Consider the following 16,137-nt stretch of genomic DNA (forward strand, 5'->3'; position numbering starts at 1 on the left):
AGAATAGGGCGCTTTCCGATAAAAGTATGCACTCAGGTTAATCGGTATATAAAGACAATATGGAATTAACTGCCGAGCAGTTCTTTTTTTAACCAATCTCTTACATCACCTTCTATTGAATAAACGCCCTTGTTGTTTCCAATGGACTCCAGAAAATTCTTTTTAATGTTTTCGGGTAATTCAAGTTCCGCAAGTTCCTTTGCTTCATCCGAATTTCTTCGCATAAGATAAACAACCGGATTTTCTCCCCATGTGTTGACTACAAAATAGTAGGAAACATCCTCTTTGCCGCGTATCACAAAATTACCGCGTGTCCAGTTGTTGCCCCATTCCAGATAAAGCCTTACAGCTTCTTCAGGAGTCATCTCCCAGTTTATATTGTCTAACAGATCCTGATCATTGCGGATCTCATCAATACTTAACATATTTATCTCCTTTATAATAGTGCATAAGTGCGAAGGCCTGAAGCGGCCGGGCTGTAAGAAATATGTTATTTGCCGCAGTTTAAACAGTTGTCTTTATTAAAATAAGAAGAAGAATCTTGTTGTCAACAGCATAAAATGAAGGACAATATGCTGATTTTGCTGACAAGCATCCGGAATAAAATAATAAATCCAAAATGCCATTCGGGTATTAATTATTATGGTTGGTGTGCTTTTTACAAGTTCATCAAATATCTTTTGAAAGGATTTTTTCAAGCGCAGGATTATTTATAAGCTTTTTAAGATATGCCGTTTGCTTATCCAGGTCTGTAATTTTTTTAAACTCCATATTTAATGTAAAAGAATTTCCTTCAAAATTAGCAGGTGGTATAAGCTTAACACCTTCAACCAGGCCAAGTTTTATCATATTATTTTCAAACTCCGATTCAGCCTTTTTAATAGATGGGAAACGCCTTTTTTTTAAATGGGTTCTTATAAAACGAGTTTTTTGGTTTCTATCAAGGTTTTGATCGGATAAAATATTATAAAAATCATCTCCATTTATCAAATCTGAAACGCTGATATCTTCCCTTACGGCGATCTCATAACAAAGAGCAAGAAATTCCCGCTGTTTATTAAGGCTAAGCTTTAACCGGTCAAAAATATCGGCGATTTGTGTTCCGATTTGAATATACTCCGGTTTTATAAGTTCAAGTGCCATTGCCAGAGAAAGTGTATCTGAAAGAATATATTTATGTATGGAAACCGGCAGGTCACAGAGTTTCATGATTTTTTTTATCAAAGCAGGATTATCATGAAGACCAAGCAGTAAAGCTGCCGACGGCAGCTCTTTACTTTCATAATATTTCGAAAGCATTTTATAACATCTGGAGTATTCGATTAAATTTAGGGGCCTCTGAAAAGAATTGTCACTTATGGCAAGTTTTATACATTCAAGAGCGCTGGTCTTTTTGTCTAGCACTCTGGCAGTGAAATTTGCCCGTCCAAGACTTTTAATTGCATTGAAGCGTCTAAAGCCGCTTACAATGATATATCCGGAATTGCTTCCGGTCAGTATCGGCGGATTTATAAGACCTTCGTTATTTATTGAACGGGCAAGAGTATCTGTGCTTTCTTCCGTAGTTATTTTAAAAGTGTCATCTTCTGCTAAAACCGAAGAACATAATATAATTTTTTCTTCCGATATCATAATTCGGAGCCGGTGAGTAATTTCAATGCTTCCATGTATTTGCTACGGGTATTTTTAATAATTTCTTTTGGGATAGAGGGCGCAGGCGGGTTTTTATCCCATTTAATTGAAGAAAGATAATCTCTTAAATATTGTTTGTCGAAGCTTGATTGAGGACCGCCCGGTTTATAAGAATCTTCAGGCCAGAATCTTGATGAATCAGGAGTAAGAATCTCATCTATGATAATAATTTCATTGTCTATAAGCCCGAATTCAAATTTTGTATCAGCAATCATGATACCTTTTTGTGCTGCAAACTCCGCCCCTTTTTTATATATTTCAATACTTAAGTATCTAATTTTATCAGCTGTTTCTTTACCTATTCTTCTGACGGTTTCATTGAAATCTATGTTTATGTCATGAAGTCCTATTTCTTCTTTTGTTGAAGGTGTAAATATCGGTTCGGGCAACTTATCGGATTCTTTCAAACCTTTTGGAAGTCCGATACCGCAAATTTCTCCACTCTCTTTATAGGAATTCCATCCTGACCCTGACAAGTATCCTCTTACTACACATTCAACAGGAAGCGGCTCGGTTTTTTTGACAAGCATGCTCCTTTGATTTAAAATATCCGAATATTGTCTGCATTCAAAAGGATAATCATTTACATCACCTGAAATAACATGATTTTTAACAACAGATTCCATCATTTTAAACCAGAACAAGGATATCTTTGAAAGAATTTTACCTTTATCCGGTATAGGATCAGGCATCACTACATCAAAAGCAGAAATTCTGTCTGTAGCAACCATTAAAAGTTTATCGCCGAGGTCATAAACATCTCTGACCTTGCCTCGTTTATGAAGTTTAATATCCTTAAATTCTGTCTCGCATACTGCCTGGGTCATTCAATTTCCCTTTCAATTTATTTTAGATGTGAAATCAGATATATATCCTTTTACAATTTCAAGGCCTGGTTTTGTGATGTTATTAATTTTAAGGCCTGTCTTGTATTTGTCTTTGCCGGCTAGTATCGTATGGACAATATTGCCTTTAATGTCCACCAGATCTTCTTCCAGCCCGATAGACAGCAAAACATTGCTTTTATGGTTAATCGGAAAATTTGTTTCAAGCAGAATTCCCGATTCCGAAACATTAAGAGTTCTGCCCATTCCCTGTCTTACTAATAAATCGTTTTCATAGACTCCTACATGCGACAAATTCAGCGAATTTAATCTAAAGTGTTTTCTCTTATTTTCTATCATATTTATACCTTTTCCTTATAGAGTAATAAGAAGTCTTTAAAAAGCCACTATTTAATATTGTTATTTTGTCATGCTTTTTCTTTGCATTTCAGTTGCAACCATTGTAGTTGCAGATATACTTGTTCCGATATTTTCCAGGACATTCTTAAAGGTTGACGAAAGATTATCGTATTCTTTCTGTATGTCTGTTGTTTCAATAGCAGCAGCTTTGATGTTTCTTGAACCCAAAACTGTTGCTGAGTGCGGTTCCTGGCCAATATTTAAAAAGGGAATTTGTCCTATAAAATCTCCGGTACAAAGATCTACTATTGGCAGGTAGCCGTTTTTTGTATTGCGGACTATTAAAACTTCTCCTTCAGTTATTTTATAACATTTGTTATTGCTTGAACCCTGTTCGATCAGTATTTTCTTGTTTTGTAAAAGATCCTTTACGCTTATTTTATTTAAAAATATTTCAACCAATAAGTTTGTTTGCTTTTGCAGCCTGTTGTCAAGGCTTTGTATTATCTCCTTCATTTCGGAAGATAATTTGCTGTATTCACTGTAAAGCCTTTGTGAATCGAGCAAGCCGAGCTGCACTGTACCAACGGCTATTGCAGAAACGTTTCTGGCCTTTTCCCCGGGCATAACTGCCGATAAACTTCCAATAAAGGAACCATCGCTCAATCTTAGAATTTTTATAGTACCCTTCTCGGTTTCCTTGACAATTTCAACTGTTCCTTCCAATATAGTCCAAATCCAGTTGCCGAATTTGCCCTCTTCAATTATTTTGTTGCCGTCATAATGTTCTTCTTCGTCAACTACGTATGCATAATCAACTAATTGGCCTCTTATCACCGGGATAGCCGATCCTTTGTCAGAGCGTTCTGAGGGTGTTTTTGAAAAAGAAACGGGACCAAGTTTTTCTATCTGTCCATCATCAAGCATTCTTAAAGCATCTAATGTTATTTCCATTCTGCTTTTCTGTACGGTATTTTTTGCTTTTACTTCTTCTTCATAAAATTCAAATTCACCATCAGTCCATCCGAAAAGTGCATATGCGGCATCAATGCCCTTTTTCATTCCGGCAGAAGCATCAACAACATTTCCTTTTATAAAGTACAACAATCCGGGTTCCTGAGAGTATTTACTTTTAATCTTTAAAACACCTGTGCTTGAGTTTGTGCCAAAAATCTGGAACAGTTCACCAAGATTAAGAAAATTCAAATTACCCGAAAGTGATATATTACTCATTAATCTATTGAGCCCAGTTAAATTCTTTTTGTAAATGAACAAGAGTCAGTTTTAAACATTCTTTCAGCGTAGCACCTACACCCTGACCAGTTAAAGCGCTGGCAGGAAAATACGGAGCTTTGAGCTGCCTGTTCAGATCTTTTTGCATTACTTCTATGGGCATGATCGGTATGGTGTTGCCTGGGATATCAGCTATATCTCTTTTGTTATATTGAAGTATAAGGGGGATTTTGAAAATATTGAGGCCGCATTCTTTCAGGTTCTGATCAAGATCCTTGAGCGAAAGCATATTCTTTTCCCGTCTTATTGCAAAAGAATCGGCTACAAAAACAATTCCGTCAGCACCTTTTAAAACCAGTTTGCGCGTAGAACTGTATTGAACCTGACCAGGTACGGTATATAACTGTACTTTAATATCGCACCCTTTAATTTTGCCAAGACCCATGGGAAGAAAATCAAAAAAGAGGGTTCTATCCCCCTCGGTATCAATAGTGACCATCTGGTCGGATACCTGCTTTTTGTAGGTTTTGAAAATATATTCAAGATTTGTGGTTTTGCCCGACCTGCCGGGACCGTAAAAAACAATTTTGCATTCAATTTCACGACTTTTTAGATTAAAAACCGCCATCTTACATAACTCCGAGCATAATGATATATCAAATGCTAATCAGTAAACATTTTTAAATCGAGACTATAATTTCCTGCTTTAGGACCAGAGTCGATCTTAGAAAAAGCGAGTATAACACCCGAGCCGTTCAAGATAGCAATTGGTGAATAAAAAATAATATTGTTTAATCTTAAACCGATTTTGAATTTTTCTATCAATTCTTTCTCCCTGTCAGGAACAATTAAACTGACCATATTCTCTGATTGAAAAGCAACATCCAAAAGAACTTCCAACCCTTTTTTCCGATCCGTATCAAAGCTGATTCCAACCGAACTTATATCTAAAAATTCTTCTTCATTGTGATCTGTTTTTGGAATGTTCAACAAAGGTTTGCCCGGAATTTTTCTTTCAGCAAGAGTATTTTGCCCGGTTAATTCCTGTTTATCTCCATCCTCTTTAACCTCTGCCTTAAGAAGCTTATTTCCTTTTTCCTTTAGCAGGTTTTCTAAAAAAAACTTTATTTTTTCTTTTTGACCTTCGGAAAAGATGCCAAGCTTCATCCACTCTTTATATTGAGAAACAGCATGATCTTGTCCGGAAGATGCAAAATAACATCTTAAAATATTTTTTGCTGCAACAAGCCGTAAAGTATCTATTTTTAATAATTCATTAAATTCTTTTATAGCTCTTTCGAATTGACCGAATTTGGTGAGTACTATAGCTCCCTCAAGAATTGATGATTCTTTGTCGTTTGAAAAAGTAAATTTTTCCTTTATCAGATTCTGGGTATCTACGGAAAGTTCGGGTATTTTATCAGAAGCATTGTGTTTAGATATAACAATTTTTAACGATTCAATTTTATTATTAATACCTTGAATCAGTTGCCGGCCGTTTTCAGGCTTTATGCTTTTATTAATTAGTTCTATAACATTTTTATATGTCTGCATCGCCTCATTCAATAAACCTTGGGCTCTATACATCTCAGCTTCCTGCAATGCTGATTTAATTTGTTCCTTGATATCCATAAATAATTATCTCACAAAACCTAACAATTATAATGTATTTATCATCTGCCATAATATGAACATATTCAGGGTGTATCCGGCATATTTAAATTATTGCAGCATATATGAAAACTCCAATCAATTGATGTGCATGTAAAAAGTACATGAATTAATCTTGCCGAAGAAGAAAGTATTACCTGTAAAGTTTAAAACTAATGTATTGTTTTTGTGTCTTTCTTAGTTTAATACCTTATTTTAATACACAATGTCAACACCTCATAAAACAATAGACAAATACAGTCATAATAACTAATGTGCTTCATTATAGCTTGTTTTGTTTTTTCAGCAATACTCTTCAGGATAAAACATATTGACAGTAATTAAAATTGTTATTACCTGAAATTCACCGATTCAAAATTTTTCAAACCTCATAAAAGACCTGAGCATATCTGTAGCAGGTTTTTTATAAATCTGTCATAATATATAATAAATCAAAATTAATATAAAGGAGTCATTATGGATAAGAAAGTAACTGTAATTGGAGCCGGAAATGTTGGAGCTACTGCTGCTCAGCGTCTTGCAGAAAAGGAATTATGTGATGTTGTATTGATAGATATTGTTGAAGGTGTACCTCAGGGTAAAGCTCTTGATCTCATGGAGGCGGCCCCGATAGAAAAGCATGATGCGCATATCACAGGAGCCAACGCTTATGAAGCTTCAGCCGGATCGGATATAATTATAATTACCGCAGGAATACCAAGAAAACCCGGCATGAGCCGCGATGACCTTATCAGCACAAATGCCGGAATCGTTAAAAATGTAACTAAACAGGTTGCAGCTCTTTCACCCGATGCAATAATTATTATCGTAAGCAACCCTCTTGATGCCATGTGCCATGTTGCTTATGAAGCAAGTGGATTTCCCAAGAACAGAATAATAGGTATGGCCGGTGTGCTTGATTCAGCACGATTCAGAGCTTTTATAGCTATGGAACTTAATGTTTCGGTTGAAAACACTCATGCGTTTGTTCTTGGAGGTCATGGGGATACCATGGTTCCGCTGCCGAGATATTCGACTGTTGCCGGTATTCCAATAACTGAATTGCTTTCAAAAGAACGCATAGATGAACTGGTTAAAAGGACTGCAAACGGAGGAGCTGAAATCGTCTCTCTTTTAAAAACCGGAAGCGCGTATTACGCACCTGCTTCAGCAGCTGTTGAAATGGCCGAATCTATTTTGAAAGATAAGAAAAAAATACTTCCATGTGCAGCATACCTTGAAGGCGAATACGGGATTAATGGCCTGTTTATAGGAGTGCCTGTGAAACTGGGTTCAAAAGGTATAGAAGAAATTATACAAATCAAAATGACTGAAGAAGAAAAAGCAGCACTTAAAAAGTCAGCTGATGCAGTGTCCGAATTAAAAGAAATTTTAAAAAAGGTTGCTGTTTGAAATAATAGGAACAAAAAGATGGAACTTACCGATATATTGTCTCTTGAAAAATGGGTTGAGCTTGAAAAAGAGATATGCATAAAATCCGGTCTTTGTGCCAATGTGTTTGATATCAAAGGTATCCGAATAAGCGATTTTCAAAAATGGCCGAACAAACTCTGTCCTGAAATCAAGGCAAACGATAAGGGGCAAAGCTTCATATGTGCTGTGGCTCATATGAACCTTGCAATACAGGCAAAACAAACAAAAAAAGCAGTTATAGAAGAATGTGATGCCGGGCTTGTAAAGATTATTTATCCAATATTTGTAAAAGGTGAATTTATTGGTGCTGTCGGAGCTTGTGGCCTGCTGCTCGATGATGCGGAAGCTGATACATTTCTGATAAATAAAATAACCGGAATTGAAGAAGAAAAGCTTGACAATCTTTCAGTCGGTATTGCAGGTATAAGCACTCAACAGGCTGAAAATTTAGTAGAATTAATTAAAAAAGAAATTGATAAAATAACAGGTGATTTATAAGTAGATGGTCTTGTGGAAAGCCGTAACACACCATTTCCCGCCATTTGGGATGAAGACAGGCATCCGGGGCAAATTCAATCTGTTCCGGATGTCATATAAAGCCTGGCAACTCTCCTTAACATGCAGCGTGGGAATTCCGCAAATGCTTTACGGAAAAAATCTCAAAATCACCCCTGAAATGATACCGGATATAAGCAAACAGCCGGAAGTTATGGCCAAATGCGGCTGATGCAGGCAGACTGTTGGGAAATAGGCTTGCATCCGGCCATAATCGTATGATTGTTACACAGAATATGCAGCAGAAAATGATGGAGATGCTTAAAAGTTCAGTATAGGGTGTGAAGCACTTAACAATAGGGCAGGGGGTATTATAATGGCAGATAAAAGCCGTGCGGAATTAGTTTTGGAAATAATAAAAATTTTTATTTGGCCGGTTCTTATTGTTTTTGCTGTGATGTGGCTTGGACCCGATTTGAAGGAAATGCTCAAAAACCGAACCTGGAAAATCGGTGTTTTAGAGATGGGAGACAGAATAAGCACTCTTAAGGATACTATGCAGGATTCTTTGCTTGCCCAACAGGATTACCTGTCTAAGATTAAAGAAAATGCGGCAAATCCGCAAAAAGTAAAAGAACTTTCTGATGCAGCAGTTCAGGATATAGAAAACACTCAAAAAGGAGTAAAAAACGATATCCGGAATATACAGGAAGTGATACCGCAAAAACCGCTGACATCAACAGAAGAGTCATCAGGAAACTCAAAACAAAAATACGGGAAGACCAGCCCGGCCAGTGCCAGAGAGTGGGAGCTGGCAGGCTTCAGGCAAATTTTGGAAAGGGATGTAAGTGCGGCCATAAATTCTTTTTCAGAGGCTGAAAAGAATTGGCCGGATTATCATAATGTGGCTGAAATCAGGCGAAAGCTTGTGAGTGACAGACAGTCTCTTGCTTCAAAGGACAGTCCCGGGTGGAAAGTATTGTATCAGCACCTGCTTAATGAACTTTCCTGGGGCATGCCGGCAGATGTGAGGCAAAAGATGCAAATGTATACAGGACAACCGTAGGACAGGTTTCCCGGAATATGCGCTGCTATAACTCTATAGAAGAGTGGGCAAATGCAAAATATTTTGTCATGCCCGAATGCTCTTGTCGGGCATCCATGATTTCAGTCACTTATAAACCGGATTGCCGTTTGGAAACATCGATGAAATGGCAGGTTTTGGAGTTTTGGAATTGGCTAAAGATAATATCGGAAATTAATGCTCTCACAGAGCACACAGAGATCACGGAGACAGATAAAAGTTTAGTCGGGCAAATTTAATATGTTTTATAAGCAGCTGGCGGATTCATGGATTATTTTCGACACTTCCGGTAACATGCCAATTATTATAGATGAATCGGAGTAAATGATGAAAACACACAATAAATATGCCATAATTGGATTAAAAGCACTGCAAAGGGCTGCCGCAAAAGTAGCTGAAGAAGCAAGGAAGAATAATTACAAAATTCCAATTTGAAAAAATGGGCGCATCGAATATGAAGTTCCGGGCATAATCCATGAACAAAGCGGTGCGGTTGATCATGGCCACAGTGGTTCGTTTGACAAATAGCGCAAAATCCGGTTTTGGCTCAAAGCTGTTTTCGGTAAGGTAAAAAATGATTTACATTTAACAGGCATGTAGTGGTGTTCCTTGTAGAGACGCATTATAGAGACGCAAAATCTTGCGTCTCTATAGAGGGGCAACAACGGAAATAAAAAAGGCAGAGCCATTTCTTTTATGCGAGTAAGCAGGATCAAGTACTCTTCAGGCGGCGCTGATGCACCTCCATGTACCGTCGGAGAGCGGCATTGATATTGCTCTGATAACCCCGCCCCCCCGCTTTGAAGAATTCAATCACGTCCGGGTCGAGCCGGAGGGTAATCTGCTTCTTCTTGCCGGGCCACAGCTTGGCTTCTGCAAAGAAATTATCATCAAGTTCAGGAATATCGGAAAAATTAATATCGCTGTCCTTCATGGCCTTAATCTTCGCCCAGTTCGTCTTTGATAGCTTTTTCATATCTTGTGCGCTCATTTTTTGTTGCCTTTCTCATTGAAGATCATGCGGATAGTTTCCTGATCCTTTTTCGTAATCTTCACGGTCATCTGCCTTCACGAGTATCGGATTCCGGAATACCTGCCAGGCATCGGCAAAATTCAGTCCGTGTTTTCGCATGTTCTCGGCGTTTTTGTTCTCATCCCATTCAAATCGCATTGTAACTACAATAATAACTACATTTGTTAGAATGTCAATAAAATTCTGAAAATATGCTCCACCGCTGATGCAGGAAAAAATGTGAATTACTGATTTTGGCTCAAAGCCGTTTTCGGTAAAAAATGCTTGACAGTTAGCGCTCGATAAAAAAAGACAAAAAGATAAGAGGCTACATCCATCTTGACTTTAATGTTAAAGTCAGTTATTTTTTTGTTTAAAAGTTTAATTGTTACAGGAGACAAATATGCCAACAATTATGAAAATCAGCCCTCAAGGGCAAATCCGGATACCTAAAAAAGTGCTTGCGGAGCTTAAGATAGTTCCGGGTGACTATATCGAAGTGGCTGTGGAAAGCGGGCAGGTTGTTTTAAAACCGCGCAGGCTTATCGATCCTTCGCAGGATTGGTACTGGACCAGAGAATGGCAGATAGCAGAAACTGAAGCAGAAAGTGAGATTGCAAATAAAAAGCTTTCGCCGACCTTTAATACTGCCGAAGAAGGTTTGAAATGGTTAAAAGAATAGAATCTTACCGCTTCAGTAAAAAATTTAAAAAACAATACAATGTGCTGCCCAATGAAATTCAGCAAGCCTTTAACCAAAAATTAAGCCTCTTCCTTGCTGATATGCTTCATCCTTCAATAAGAGTAAAAAAAATCCAGGGGACTCAGGATCGCTGGGAAGGCTCGGTGACGATGAAATATCGCTTTACCTTTAATTTTGATGGGGAAGCGGTTGTATTCCGAACAATCGGAACCCATGATATCCTTTTACGCGAATCATGATGATGATGATGTTTTGCCGTTTTTTGATCCGCCACGATCATTCTGGCGATTTTTGGCATATAATCCTCCGTTTATATAAATTTGTTTTCACACTGCTTAGCTATTAACCGCAAACAATGGGCTTGTCATGCATTATTCGCCTGTCCATTATTGGTCATGTAAATATATCAATACCCGTTAACTTGCCGCAATCAAACAGCCAGCACGGATTCTTGATATTGTAAAACGAAAGCATCAACCGTAAGCAACAACATCCCTTCCGTACGGGCTTGGGCCAGCAGCAAGCGATCAAAAGGGTCTTTATGAAGCAAAGGCAACGTCTCGACCGTAAAGGCATGCTCCGCGGTTACAGGCAGCTCGGTATATCCATGCACGATGAGCATCTTTCTCAAGCGGCGCGGATTTACCTTGAAATCCTCCCGTCCCAAACCCCGTTTGATCATAATCTCCCACATACTGGCTGCACTGAAGTACAAAATGTTCTCGGGCGTTGTCAAAAGAATACGGGCTGATTCGGAGAGTTTTTCCGGCTGCCCTGCAGCCCATAGGACAATATGCGTATCCAGCAGCAATTTCAAGAGGGTCTACCTTCAAAAAGTTGGATCATCTCCGTTGCTGCCAGAGAATCAAAATCGTCCGGCACTGAAATCTCACCCGACATGAACCCCAGCTTTTCAGCCTCTTGCAACTCACCTTCGGATAGTGGCAAAACCTTGACCATCGGCTTTCCTGCCTTGGCAATGATAAAAACATTACCTTTTGCGGCCTCATCGACCAGGCGTGAAAGGTGCGTCTTTGCTTCCCGGATATTGATTGTTAGCATGGAACACCTCTTAGAGTTTAATGAACACAGTCTAGTGCATCATCATGGTTTGTCAATAGAAATTGGAACGTTGAAAGTTACGGACCCAATTACTTTCCAAATCCTTTCGCCACCCTGTCATCCCCAACCGTAAAATTCTTTTGGATTACGGGTGTCCGTTCTTCGAACCGAATCAAGTCCGGAATGATTAGAGAGAGGAACTATTTAACCGGAGTTAATAATTCTTATCTGCCTTTTTGTATTGAATTATTTCTTTTACCGTTAACTGTGAACCGTCAACTGTCAACCGCTTTCAACCGTCAACTGTCAACCGCTTTCAACCGTTAACCGTTTTACACCTGCAAGGCCGACAAATCTAACCGCCGCTTCTTATTCAATATTAAATTTTTTCTTTGCTTCTTTAAAACTTATCGTGCAAGAATTGCCTTCTTTCTCTTTAGCTTCGCGGAGCATACGAAGATCATTATAATTTTCGAGTTCTTCCTGAACTTTTAGAAAATCTTCATAGGTAAGTATCACAAATTCTTTTTTTCCGTGCTTTTCAATGATCTGGGGATTTAATTCCATCATGTTATCCTTCCGTTATTTATATACATCTTTACGATGAAGTATTCTGTAAATGGTGATTTTGTCTTTATACGTTTCGAAAAGGATTCTATAATCGCCGACTCTTAATCTGTATTCCGGCGTAAAGTTGGCCAAGCGTTTGACGTCACCCTTCAAATCATTAGAGATTTCTTCAATTCCATAAACAATAGGTACGTCAAGTATTATTCGCCTGTCCCTTTTTCTGTCCTTTTTCTCCCCTCTCAATTACCCTTGTACCGGCTTATCTCTTGGTAGCGCAGGCTGGGTGATTGGTAGCGCAGGCTGGGTGATTTTTTTCTCTATTAGACGACTTTACCTTAACTATTTTCATTTCCAGACGGCATCCAAGTGCATTAGCATATTTTTGCAATGTGGCAAGTGATGGTGAATGTTTTCCGCTTCCAGATTCAAGTCGTGCTATTACGGACTGGGTTGTTCCGATACGTTCGGCAACTTCTGCCTGAGTGATACCGGCAGCCGAGCGAGCCTTCAGAAACTGATCGAGAAGAGAAAACTCATCATCAAGCTGGTCATATTCATCTTTAACATCTGCACGATCGAGAGCGCGAGCCTTAAGTTCTTTGTGTGTTAGCATTTTTTTTTACCTCCCTCATCCGCCGTCGGGCTGTTTCAAACTCCCTGGATGGAGTTTTGCCGGTTTTCTTGATGAACTGGTGTAGAACTACTATCTTTTTGCCATCCACTGTGCAGTAAAAGACCCGTGCGATTCCTTCTGTGGCTTTTAACCGCAGCTCAAACAGTCCTTCACCCATTGCGCGAGTGTGTGGCATACCCAAGTCCGGGCCAAACACCTCCATTCTGTCGGAATATCGAAGATACCGGGCAAGAAAGCCTGCCGGCATGACGAGAATTTCTTGCTGCACAGATTCGCTGAAATATATGATCTTCCAGTTCGTTGTATTATTATAGCGTATTTGCGATATTGAAGCAACAGGAAAATGAAACTGGTTTTGGCAGCGACCAAAATAACTATTTACGGAATTAATTCAGGATAGATATAAGGAAAGAGTTGCGGGCAGACAGCTCTTTACCGATTTTGTCTCAAAGCTGTTTTCGGTAAAAAAAGGGTTTACAGTTTACAGTTGACAGTTTCCGGTTGAAAAAAATATGAGATTTATTTAAGATTTTATAACGAGAACAAAAAAAGCAGAGTCAATATCTACTCTGCCTCTTTTGTTATTTAATTATTCTTTTCTATTCCTTACAATTTTCATCATTATCCGGGATGCGCGCCGACCAATATCCAGGCTTGCGCTTACTGTGGGCAACAGCAATGATTCGGATATGATCAGGTTCAATGGCGTAAATAATTGAGTATGGAAATTTCGGTAACAAATGACGTCTGAAAGGTGCTTTAAGTATGCGATACATGAAATGGTGCCTCAGAGATCTTTTTTGCAGCAGATTCAACAACGAGGCGAAAGCGATATCCCAAGCCTTTTTGGAAGTCCTCGTAATACCGGACAGCTGACAAAAATTCAGATCTGGCATCATGATCGAAAATAACAAAATTCACTTCAACATCCGATCTGCTTCGTCAAACACATTGCTTGCAGCAACACCTGAGCGTTTACCTTCCTTATATTCCTTATAACGGCGCTCAGCCTCGGCTATCCAGGCATTATCTATATCTGAAAGTACATCTTCACCAAGAGAACTGAGTAAACGGTCAGCTAAAAAAGCGCGTTCCTGGATAGAAAGACCAAGAGCCTCATTCTCTATTTTTTTCAGTAAGTCAGACATGGACACCTCCATTATCTCTGTATCTGGAATTTTCCCGAAACGGTTGATTCGAATTCATCAAATATCATTCAGTTTTTTAATTAATACCATAATTTTAGCTTCATGACAAATTTTCTTTTACCGGTAAAAATGCGGAATTTTCAGGTAAACTTTGTAGAGACGCAATATTTTGCGTCTCTACAAAGTTCAAAAGTAAAAAATAGCAAAGACATTTCCGGTTGCCGGTTTACAGTTGACAGTTGCCGGTTGAAAATAATCTGAGATTTATTTAAGATTTTATAACGGAAATAAAAAAGGCAGAGTCAATATCGACTCTGCCTTTTTTACTTGAATTATCTTTTCAGCTTTCTTTTACCGTTAACCGTCAACCGTCAACCGTTAACCGTCAACCGTCAACCGCTAACCGTTAACCGCTTTCAACCGTCAACCGCTTTCAACTGTCAACCGCTTTCAACCGTTAACCGTTAACCGTCAACCGTAAACCGCTTTATCTCTATTTTTTAATTTTTCTGCCTGCACCTGCAAGACCAACAAGGCCGAAGCCGAGAAGAAGCAGGGTGGCGGTTCGGAATCAGGATTTACTATAATATGATGATAGATTAGGTAAAGCAAATAATAATCAGGTGTTGGACATGTCTATAACATCGGATTCTGCGGAACGTGATTTTGGAGCCATTTCAAAGAGGAGTCTGCCTGTATCCAATTTAGGAGTTCTTTTGGACAAGTAAAGCATTTCTATGCCGACCACATGGTTCTCTGTGTTGTAGTCCACAATGATGCCGGGGGAAACCTCTTCAGATTCCACAGCATTCGACTCATCAAGAGTCAGGTAAAGAGCATCTGCTTCATTATCGATTTTTAGCTTCATAGTTTACCTTTCATTCTGCGGTCAAAAAACAATGTTACCACCAACAAAGGATTTGTGTGTGGGTTTATTATAACACGAAGCACACGGCTTTCATTCTCAGGGATTACCGCCATGCGGTGTTCCAACATGGAATCAGTTGCATCCTGCTCAATATGCTGAGGAAATGACACTGCCTGTTCTATCCATTTCAGTTCAACCTTTCTTTTTATTATTGCGTCTTTTGCATGTTGAGTCAATTTATAATTCATAAGCTGATAAAGAATAGGTTTTCACTTGTATTTCATCATTTTCCGGATTGATATTTCATAATATTTATTGAAGATATCTACCTATCAGTCATTTTTGAAACAATACCATAATTTTATATTCATGACAAATTTTCTTTTTCCGGCAAAAATGCGGAATTTTCAGGCAAACTTTGTAGAGACACAATGTTTTGCGTTTCTACAGGGTTCAAAAATATAAAATAGCAGAGACATTTACGGTTGCCGGTTTACAGTTGACAGTTGCCGGTTGAAAATAATCTGGGATTTATTTAAGATTTTATAACGAGAACAAAAAAAGCAGAGTCAATATCGGCTCTGCCTTTTTATATTGAATTATCTTTTTAGCTTTCTTTTACCGTTTACCGTTAACCGTCAACCGCTTTCAACCGTTAACCGTCAACCGTTAACCGTCAACTGTCAACTGTCAACCGCTTTCAACTGTCAACTGCTTTCAACCGTTAACCGTGAACTGTCAACCGAAAACCGTTTTATTCCTATTTTTTAAACTTTCTGCTTGTGCCAGTGAGGCATATAAAATCTAAGCGAGAAGTAGTAAAATGCACTCTATTCGAACACCTTATCAAAAAAATCCGTTTTATCAAGCATCCTTTGCCACTCACGGTGGCGTTTTACGCTTTCCTGCCGTCGTTTACGGGGTAAATTTATAAACCGCATTGTCTCGACCGGTCCCAATTCCTTAACAAGGGCGTCGATACCTTTCTTTATTGTTATTTCCTCAGTAAGATAACGCTCCGTTTTCATCTTAAATCCTCCTCCGCGCAAAATTGAACAGGGTTGCCACACCAAGTATTAATCGTGTGCTTACGGCATTTTTTCATCAGCTTGTCGTCACATGTGATAAATTTTGCTTTTCCAGCCTCGGCAAATGCAATATGTGCTGAATCAGCAAGTCCAAACCCCAAGGAGAATAAAGCATAATTCGCCTGTCCCTTTTCTTCTCCTTCTTCATCGCTTATAGTCGTTTCAGGATACATCTGAATTAATAGATGAAAATGATTGCCCATGATGCAATAGCCAAGAACATCGGCAAAATAGATTCTGCTCAAATGCTTGATAATATCGACAAGCCTGTCTTTCTCAA

Annotated in this window: 26 protein-coding genes; 6 read left to right on the forward strand and 20 right to left on the reverse strand. The window is 38.7% G+C overall.

Annotated elements, in window-relative coordinates; all coding sequences use genetic code 11:
* Nucleotides 1-65: 65 nt before the first annotated feature.
* The 7 genes from VXK47_RS12995 to VXK47_RS13025 form a co-directional block, all read right to left on the reverse strand.
* A complete protein-coding gene (locus VXK47_RS12995; protein WP_435549210.1) occupies nt 66-425 on the reverse strand; it encodes a DVU0772 family protein in 360 nt (119 codons plus the stop codon).
* Nucleotides 426-669: 244 nt separating this feature from the next.
* Entirely contained in the window at nt 670-1,632 is a 963-nt protein-coding gene (locus VXK47_RS13000) for a ParB/RepB/Spo0J family partition protein (RefSeq protein WP_435549211.1), read from the reverse strand.
* The gene (locus tag VXK47_RS13005; RefSeq protein WP_435549212.1) at nt 1,629-2,519 is read right to left on the reverse strand and encodes a phosphoribosylaminoimidazolesuccinocarboxamide synthase; all 891 of its coding nucleotides are present in this window, start codon (nt 2,517-2,519) and stop codon (nt 1,629-1,631) included. The genes VXK47_RS13000 and VXK47_RS13005 overlap by 4 nt, the downstream gene beginning before the upstream one ends.
* Before the next feature lie 12 nt (nt 2,520-2,531).
* A complete protein-coding gene (locus VXK47_RS13010; RefSeq protein ID WP_435549213.1) occupies nt 2,532-2,876 on the reverse strand; it encodes a PilZ domain-containing protein in 345 nt (114 codons plus the stop codon).
* A gap of 60 nt (nt 2,877-2,936) precedes the next feature.
* Nucleotides 2,937-4,109, reverse strand: coding sequence for a cyclic nucleotide-binding domain-containing protein (locus VXK47_RS13015; RefSeq protein ID WP_435549214.1), 1,173 nt, complete (start codon nt 4,107-4,109; stop codon nt 2,937-2,939).
* 4 nt (nt 4,110-4,113) lie between these two features.
* Entirely contained in the window at nt 4,114-4,737 is a 624-nt protein-coding gene (locus VXK47_RS13020; protein WP_435549215.1) for a GTP-binding protein, read from the reverse strand.
* Between the two features lie 35 nt (nt 4,738-4,772).
* The gene (locus VXK47_RS13025; protein ID WP_435549216.1) at nt 4,773-5,741 is read right to left on the reverse strand and encodes a hypothetical protein; all 969 of its coding nucleotides are present in this window, start codon (nt 5,739-5,741) and stop codon (nt 4,773-4,775) included.
* 495 nt (nt 5,742-6,236) lie between these two features.
* On the opposite strand from VXK47_RS13025, the gene mdh reads away from it, so the two are divergent.
* The 4 genes from mdh (at nt 6,237) to VXK47_RS13045 (ending at nt 8,754) form a co-directional block, all read left to right on the forward strand.
* Entirely contained in the window at nt 6,237-7,172 is a 936-nt protein-coding gene (gene mdh / locus VXK47_RS13030; RefSeq protein ID WP_435549217.1) for a malate dehydrogenase, read from the forward strand.
* An 18-nt stretch (nt 7,173-7,190) separates the two neighbouring features.
* Complete coding sequence (locus VXK47_RS13035; RefSeq protein ID WP_435549218.1) at nt 7,191-7,691, forward strand: PocR ligand-binding domain-containing protein; 501 nt, start codon at nt 7,191-7,193, stop codon at nt 7,689-7,691.
* Between the two features lie 4 nt (nt 7,692-7,695).
* On the forward strand, nt 7,696-7,920 hold the full coding sequence (locus tag VXK47_RS13040; RefSeq protein ID WP_435549219.1) for a hypothetical protein: 225 nt from the start codon (nt 7,696-7,698) through the stop codon (nt 7,918-7,920).
* Between the two features lie 144 nt (nt 7,921-8,064).
* Nucleotides 8,065-8,754, forward strand: coding sequence for a hypothetical protein (locus tag VXK47_RS13045; RefSeq protein ID WP_435549220.1), 690 nt, complete (start codon nt 8,065-8,067; stop codon nt 8,752-8,754).
* A gap of 730 nt (nt 8,755-9,484) precedes the next feature.
* On the opposite strand, the gene VXK47_RS13050 is transcribed toward VXK47_RS13045, so the two are convergent.
* Both VXK47_RS13050 and VXK47_RS13055 read right to left on the reverse strand, forming a co-directional pair.
* Complete coding sequence (locus VXK47_RS13050) at nt 9,485-9,763, reverse strand: BrnA antitoxin family protein (RefSeq protein ID WP_435549221.1); 279 nt, start codon at nt 9,761-9,763, stop codon at nt 9,485-9,487.
* Nucleotides 9,764-9,778: 15 nt separating this feature from the next.
* The gene (locus VXK47_RS13055; protein ID WP_435549222.1) at nt 9,779-9,943 is read right to left on the reverse strand and encodes a BrnT family toxin; all 165 of its coding nucleotides are present in this window, start codon (nt 9,941-9,943) and stop codon (nt 9,779-9,781) included.
* Nucleotides 9,944-10,187: 244 nt separating this feature from the next.
* Here VXK47_RS13055 and VXK47_RS13060 point away from each other — a divergent pair, with 244 nt between their 5' ends.
* Together VXK47_RS13060 and VXK47_RS13065 are read left to right on the forward strand one after the other, a co-directional pair.
* Nucleotides 10,188-10,466 carry an AbrB/MazE/SpoVT family DNA-binding domain-containing protein gene (locus VXK47_RS13060; protein WP_435549223.1) on the forward strand — a complete coding sequence of 93 codons (279 nt, stop codon included), beginning with the start codon at nt 10,188-10,190 and terminating at the stop codon, nt 10,464-10,466.
* Nucleotides 10,451-10,726 (forward strand): hypothetical protein, encoded by a 276-nt coding sequence (locus VXK47_RS13065; protein ID WP_435549224.1) that lies wholly within the window; start codon nt 10,451-10,453, stop codon nt 10,724-10,726. Before VXK47_RS13060 ends, VXK47_RS13065 begins: the two co-directional genes overlap by 16 nt.
* A 191-nt stretch (nt 10,727-10,917) precedes the next feature.
* Here the strand turns inward: VXK47_RS13065 and VXK47_RS13070 are convergent, their stop codons facing one another.
* From VXK47_RS13070 to VXK47_RS13120, 11 genes are all read right to left on the reverse strand, one after another.
* A complete protein-coding gene (locus VXK47_RS13070) occupies nt 10,918-11,304 on the reverse strand; it encodes a type II toxin-antitoxin system VapC family toxin (protein WP_435549225.1) in 387 nt (128 codons plus the stop codon).
* The gene (locus VXK47_RS13075) at nt 11,301-11,549 is read right to left on the reverse strand and encodes a type II toxin-antitoxin system Phd/YefM family antitoxin (protein ID WP_435549226.1); all 249 of its coding nucleotides are present in this window, start codon (nt 11,547-11,549) and stop codon (nt 11,301-11,303) included. Before VXK47_RS13075 ends, VXK47_RS13070 begins: the two co-directional genes overlap by 4 nt.
* A 369-nt stretch (nt 11,550-11,918) precedes the next feature.
* Nucleotides 11,919-12,119 (reverse strand): hypothetical protein, encoded by a 201-nt coding sequence (locus tag VXK47_RS13080; protein ID WP_435549227.1) that lies wholly within the window; start codon nt 12,117-12,119, stop codon nt 11,919-11,921.
* Nucleotides 12,120-12,131: 12 nt separating this feature from the next.
* Nucleotides 12,132-12,362 carry a type II toxin-antitoxin system RelE family toxin gene (locus tag VXK47_RS13085; RefSeq protein ID WP_435549228.1) on the reverse strand — a complete coding sequence of 77 codons (231 nt, stop codon included), beginning with the start codon at nt 12,360-12,362 and terminating at the stop codon, nt 12,132-12,134.
* A gap of 16 nt (nt 12,363-12,378) precedes the next feature.
* Nucleotides 12,379-12,732, reverse strand: coding sequence for a helix-turn-helix domain-containing protein (locus VXK47_RS13090; RefSeq protein ID WP_435549229.1), 354 nt, complete (start codon nt 12,730-12,732; stop codon nt 12,379-12,381).
* Nucleotides 12,710-13,000 (reverse strand): type II toxin-antitoxin system RelE/ParE family toxin, encoded by a 291-nt coding sequence (locus VXK47_RS13095; RefSeq protein WP_435549230.1) that lies wholly within the window; start codon nt 12,998-13,000, stop codon nt 12,710-12,712. The genes VXK47_RS13090 and VXK47_RS13095 overlap by 23 nt, the downstream gene beginning before the upstream one ends.
* Nucleotides 13,001-13,670: 670 nt before the next feature.
* Entirely contained in the window at nt 13,671-13,901 is a 231-nt protein-coding gene (locus VXK47_RS13100; RefSeq protein WP_435549231.1) for an addiction module protein, read from the reverse strand.
* 619 nt (nt 13,902-14,520) lie between these two features.
* Nucleotides 14,521-14,769: a DUF2283 domain-containing protein gene (locus VXK47_RS13105; protein WP_435549232.1), complete on the reverse strand. Its 249-nt coding sequence runs from the start codon at nt 14,767-14,769 to the stop codon at nt 14,521-14,523.
* A complete protein-coding gene (locus VXK47_RS13110; protein ID WP_435549233.1) occupies nt 14,766-15,017 on the reverse strand; it encodes a DUF4258 domain-containing protein in 252 nt (83 codons plus the stop codon). Before VXK47_RS13110 ends, VXK47_RS13105 begins: the two co-directional genes overlap by 4 nt.
* A 582-nt stretch (nt 15,018-15,599) precedes the next feature.
* Nucleotides 15,600-15,797: a hypothetical protein gene (locus tag VXK47_RS13115; RefSeq protein ID WP_435549234.1), complete on the reverse strand. Its 198-nt coding sequence runs from the start codon at nt 15,795-15,797 to the stop codon at nt 15,600-15,602.
* A partial coding sequence (locus tag VXK47_RS13120) for a transposase (RefSeq protein ID WP_435549235.1) occupies nt 15,794-16,137 on the reverse strand: 344 nt, incomplete at its 5' end. The genes VXK47_RS13115 and VXK47_RS13120, both read right to left, overlap by 4 nt.

The organism is Desulfobacterium sp. N47, from assembly GCF_051233685.1.
GTDB lineage: Bacteria > Desulfobacterota > Desulfobacteria > Desulfobacterales > RPRI01 > RPRI01.

Coding starts and splice junctions, on each gene's coding strand:
- VXK47_RS13075 (WP_435549226.1), bottom strand. CDS start 11,549: ATGCTAACAATCAATATCCGGGAAGCAAAGACGCACCTTTCACGCCTG.
- VXK47_RS13025 (WP_435549216.1), bottom strand. CDS start 5,741: ATGGATATCAAGGAACAAATTAAATCAGCATTGCAGGAAGCTGAGATG.
- VXK47_RS13050 (WP_435549221.1), bottom strand. CDS start 9,763: ATGAGCGCACAAGATATGAAAAAGCTATCAAAGACGAACTGGGCGAAG.
- VXK47_RS13115 (WP_435549234.1), bottom strand. CDS start 15,797: ATGAAAACGGAGCGTTATCTTACTGAGGAAATAACAATAAAGAAAGGT.
- VXK47_RS13035 (WP_435549218.1), top strand. CDS start 7,191: ATGGAACTTACCGATATATTGTCTCTTGAAAAATGGGTTGAGCTTGAA.
- VXK47_RS13000 (WP_435549211.1), bottom strand. CDS start 1,632: ATGATATCGGAAGAAAAAATTATATTATGTTCTTCGGTTTTAGCAGAA.
- VXK47_RS13010 (WP_435549213.1), bottom strand. CDS start 2,876: ATGATAGAAAATAAGAGAAAACACTTTAGATTAAATTCGCTGAATTTG.
- VXK47_RS13040 (WP_435549219.1), top strand. CDS start 7,696: ATGGTCTTGTGGAAAGCCGTAACACACCATTTCCCGCCATTTGGGATG.
- VXK47_RS12995 (WP_435549210.1), bottom strand. CDS start 425: ATGTTAAGTATTGATGAGATCCGCAATGATCAGGATCTGTTAGACAAT.
- VXK47_RS13020 (WP_435549215.1), bottom strand. CDS start 4,737: ATGGCGGTTTTTAATCTAAAAAGTCGTGAAATTGAATGCAAAATTGTT.
- VXK47_RS13080 (WP_435549227.1), bottom strand. CDS start 12,119: ATGATGGAATTAAATCCCCAGATCATTGAAAAGCACGGAAAAAAAGAA.
- VXK47_RS13055 (WP_435549222.1), bottom strand. CDS start 9,943: ATGCGATTTGAATGGGATGAGAACAAAAACGCCGAGAACATGCGAAAA.
- VXK47_RS13065 (WP_435549224.1), top strand. CDS start 10,451: ATGGTTAAAAGAATAGAATCTTACCGCTTCAGTAAAAAATTTAAAAAA.
- VXK47_RS13015 (WP_435549214.1), bottom strand. CDS start 4,109: ATGAGTAATATATCACTTTCGGGTAATTTGAATTTTCTTAATCTTGGT.
- VXK47_RS13095 (WP_435549230.1), bottom strand. CDS start 13,000: ATGCCGGCAGGCTTTCTTGCCCGGTATCTTCGATATTCCGACAGAATG.
- VXK47_RS13060 (WP_435549223.1), top strand. CDS start 10,188: ATGCCAACAATTATGAAAATCAGCCCTCAAGGGCAAATCCGGATACCT.
- VXK47_RS13005 (WP_435549212.1), bottom strand. CDS start 2,519: ATGACCCAGGCAGTATGCGAGACAGAATTTAAGGATATTAAACTTCAT.
- VXK47_RS13045 (WP_435549220.1), top strand. CDS start 8,065: ATGGCAGATAAAAGCCGTGCGGAATTAGTTTTGGAAATAATAAAAATT.
- mdh (WP_435549217.1), top strand. CDS start 6,237: ATGGATAAGAAAGTAACTGTAATTGGAGCCGGAAATGTTGGAGCTACT.
- VXK47_RS13105 (WP_435549232.1), bottom strand. CDS start 14,769: ATGAAGCTAAAAATCGATAATGAAGCAGATGCTCTTTACCTGACTCTT.
- VXK47_RS13090 (WP_435549229.1), bottom strand. CDS start 12,732: ATGCTAACACACAAAGAACTTAAGGCTCGCGCTCTCGATCGTGCAGAT.
- VXK47_RS13110 (WP_435549233.1), bottom strand. CDS start 15,017: ATGAATTATAAATTGACTCAACATGCAAAAGACGCAATAATAAAAAGA.
- VXK47_RS13100 (WP_435549231.1), bottom strand. CDS start 13,901: ATGTCTGACTTACTGAAAAAAATAGAGAATGAGGCTCTTGGTCTTTCT.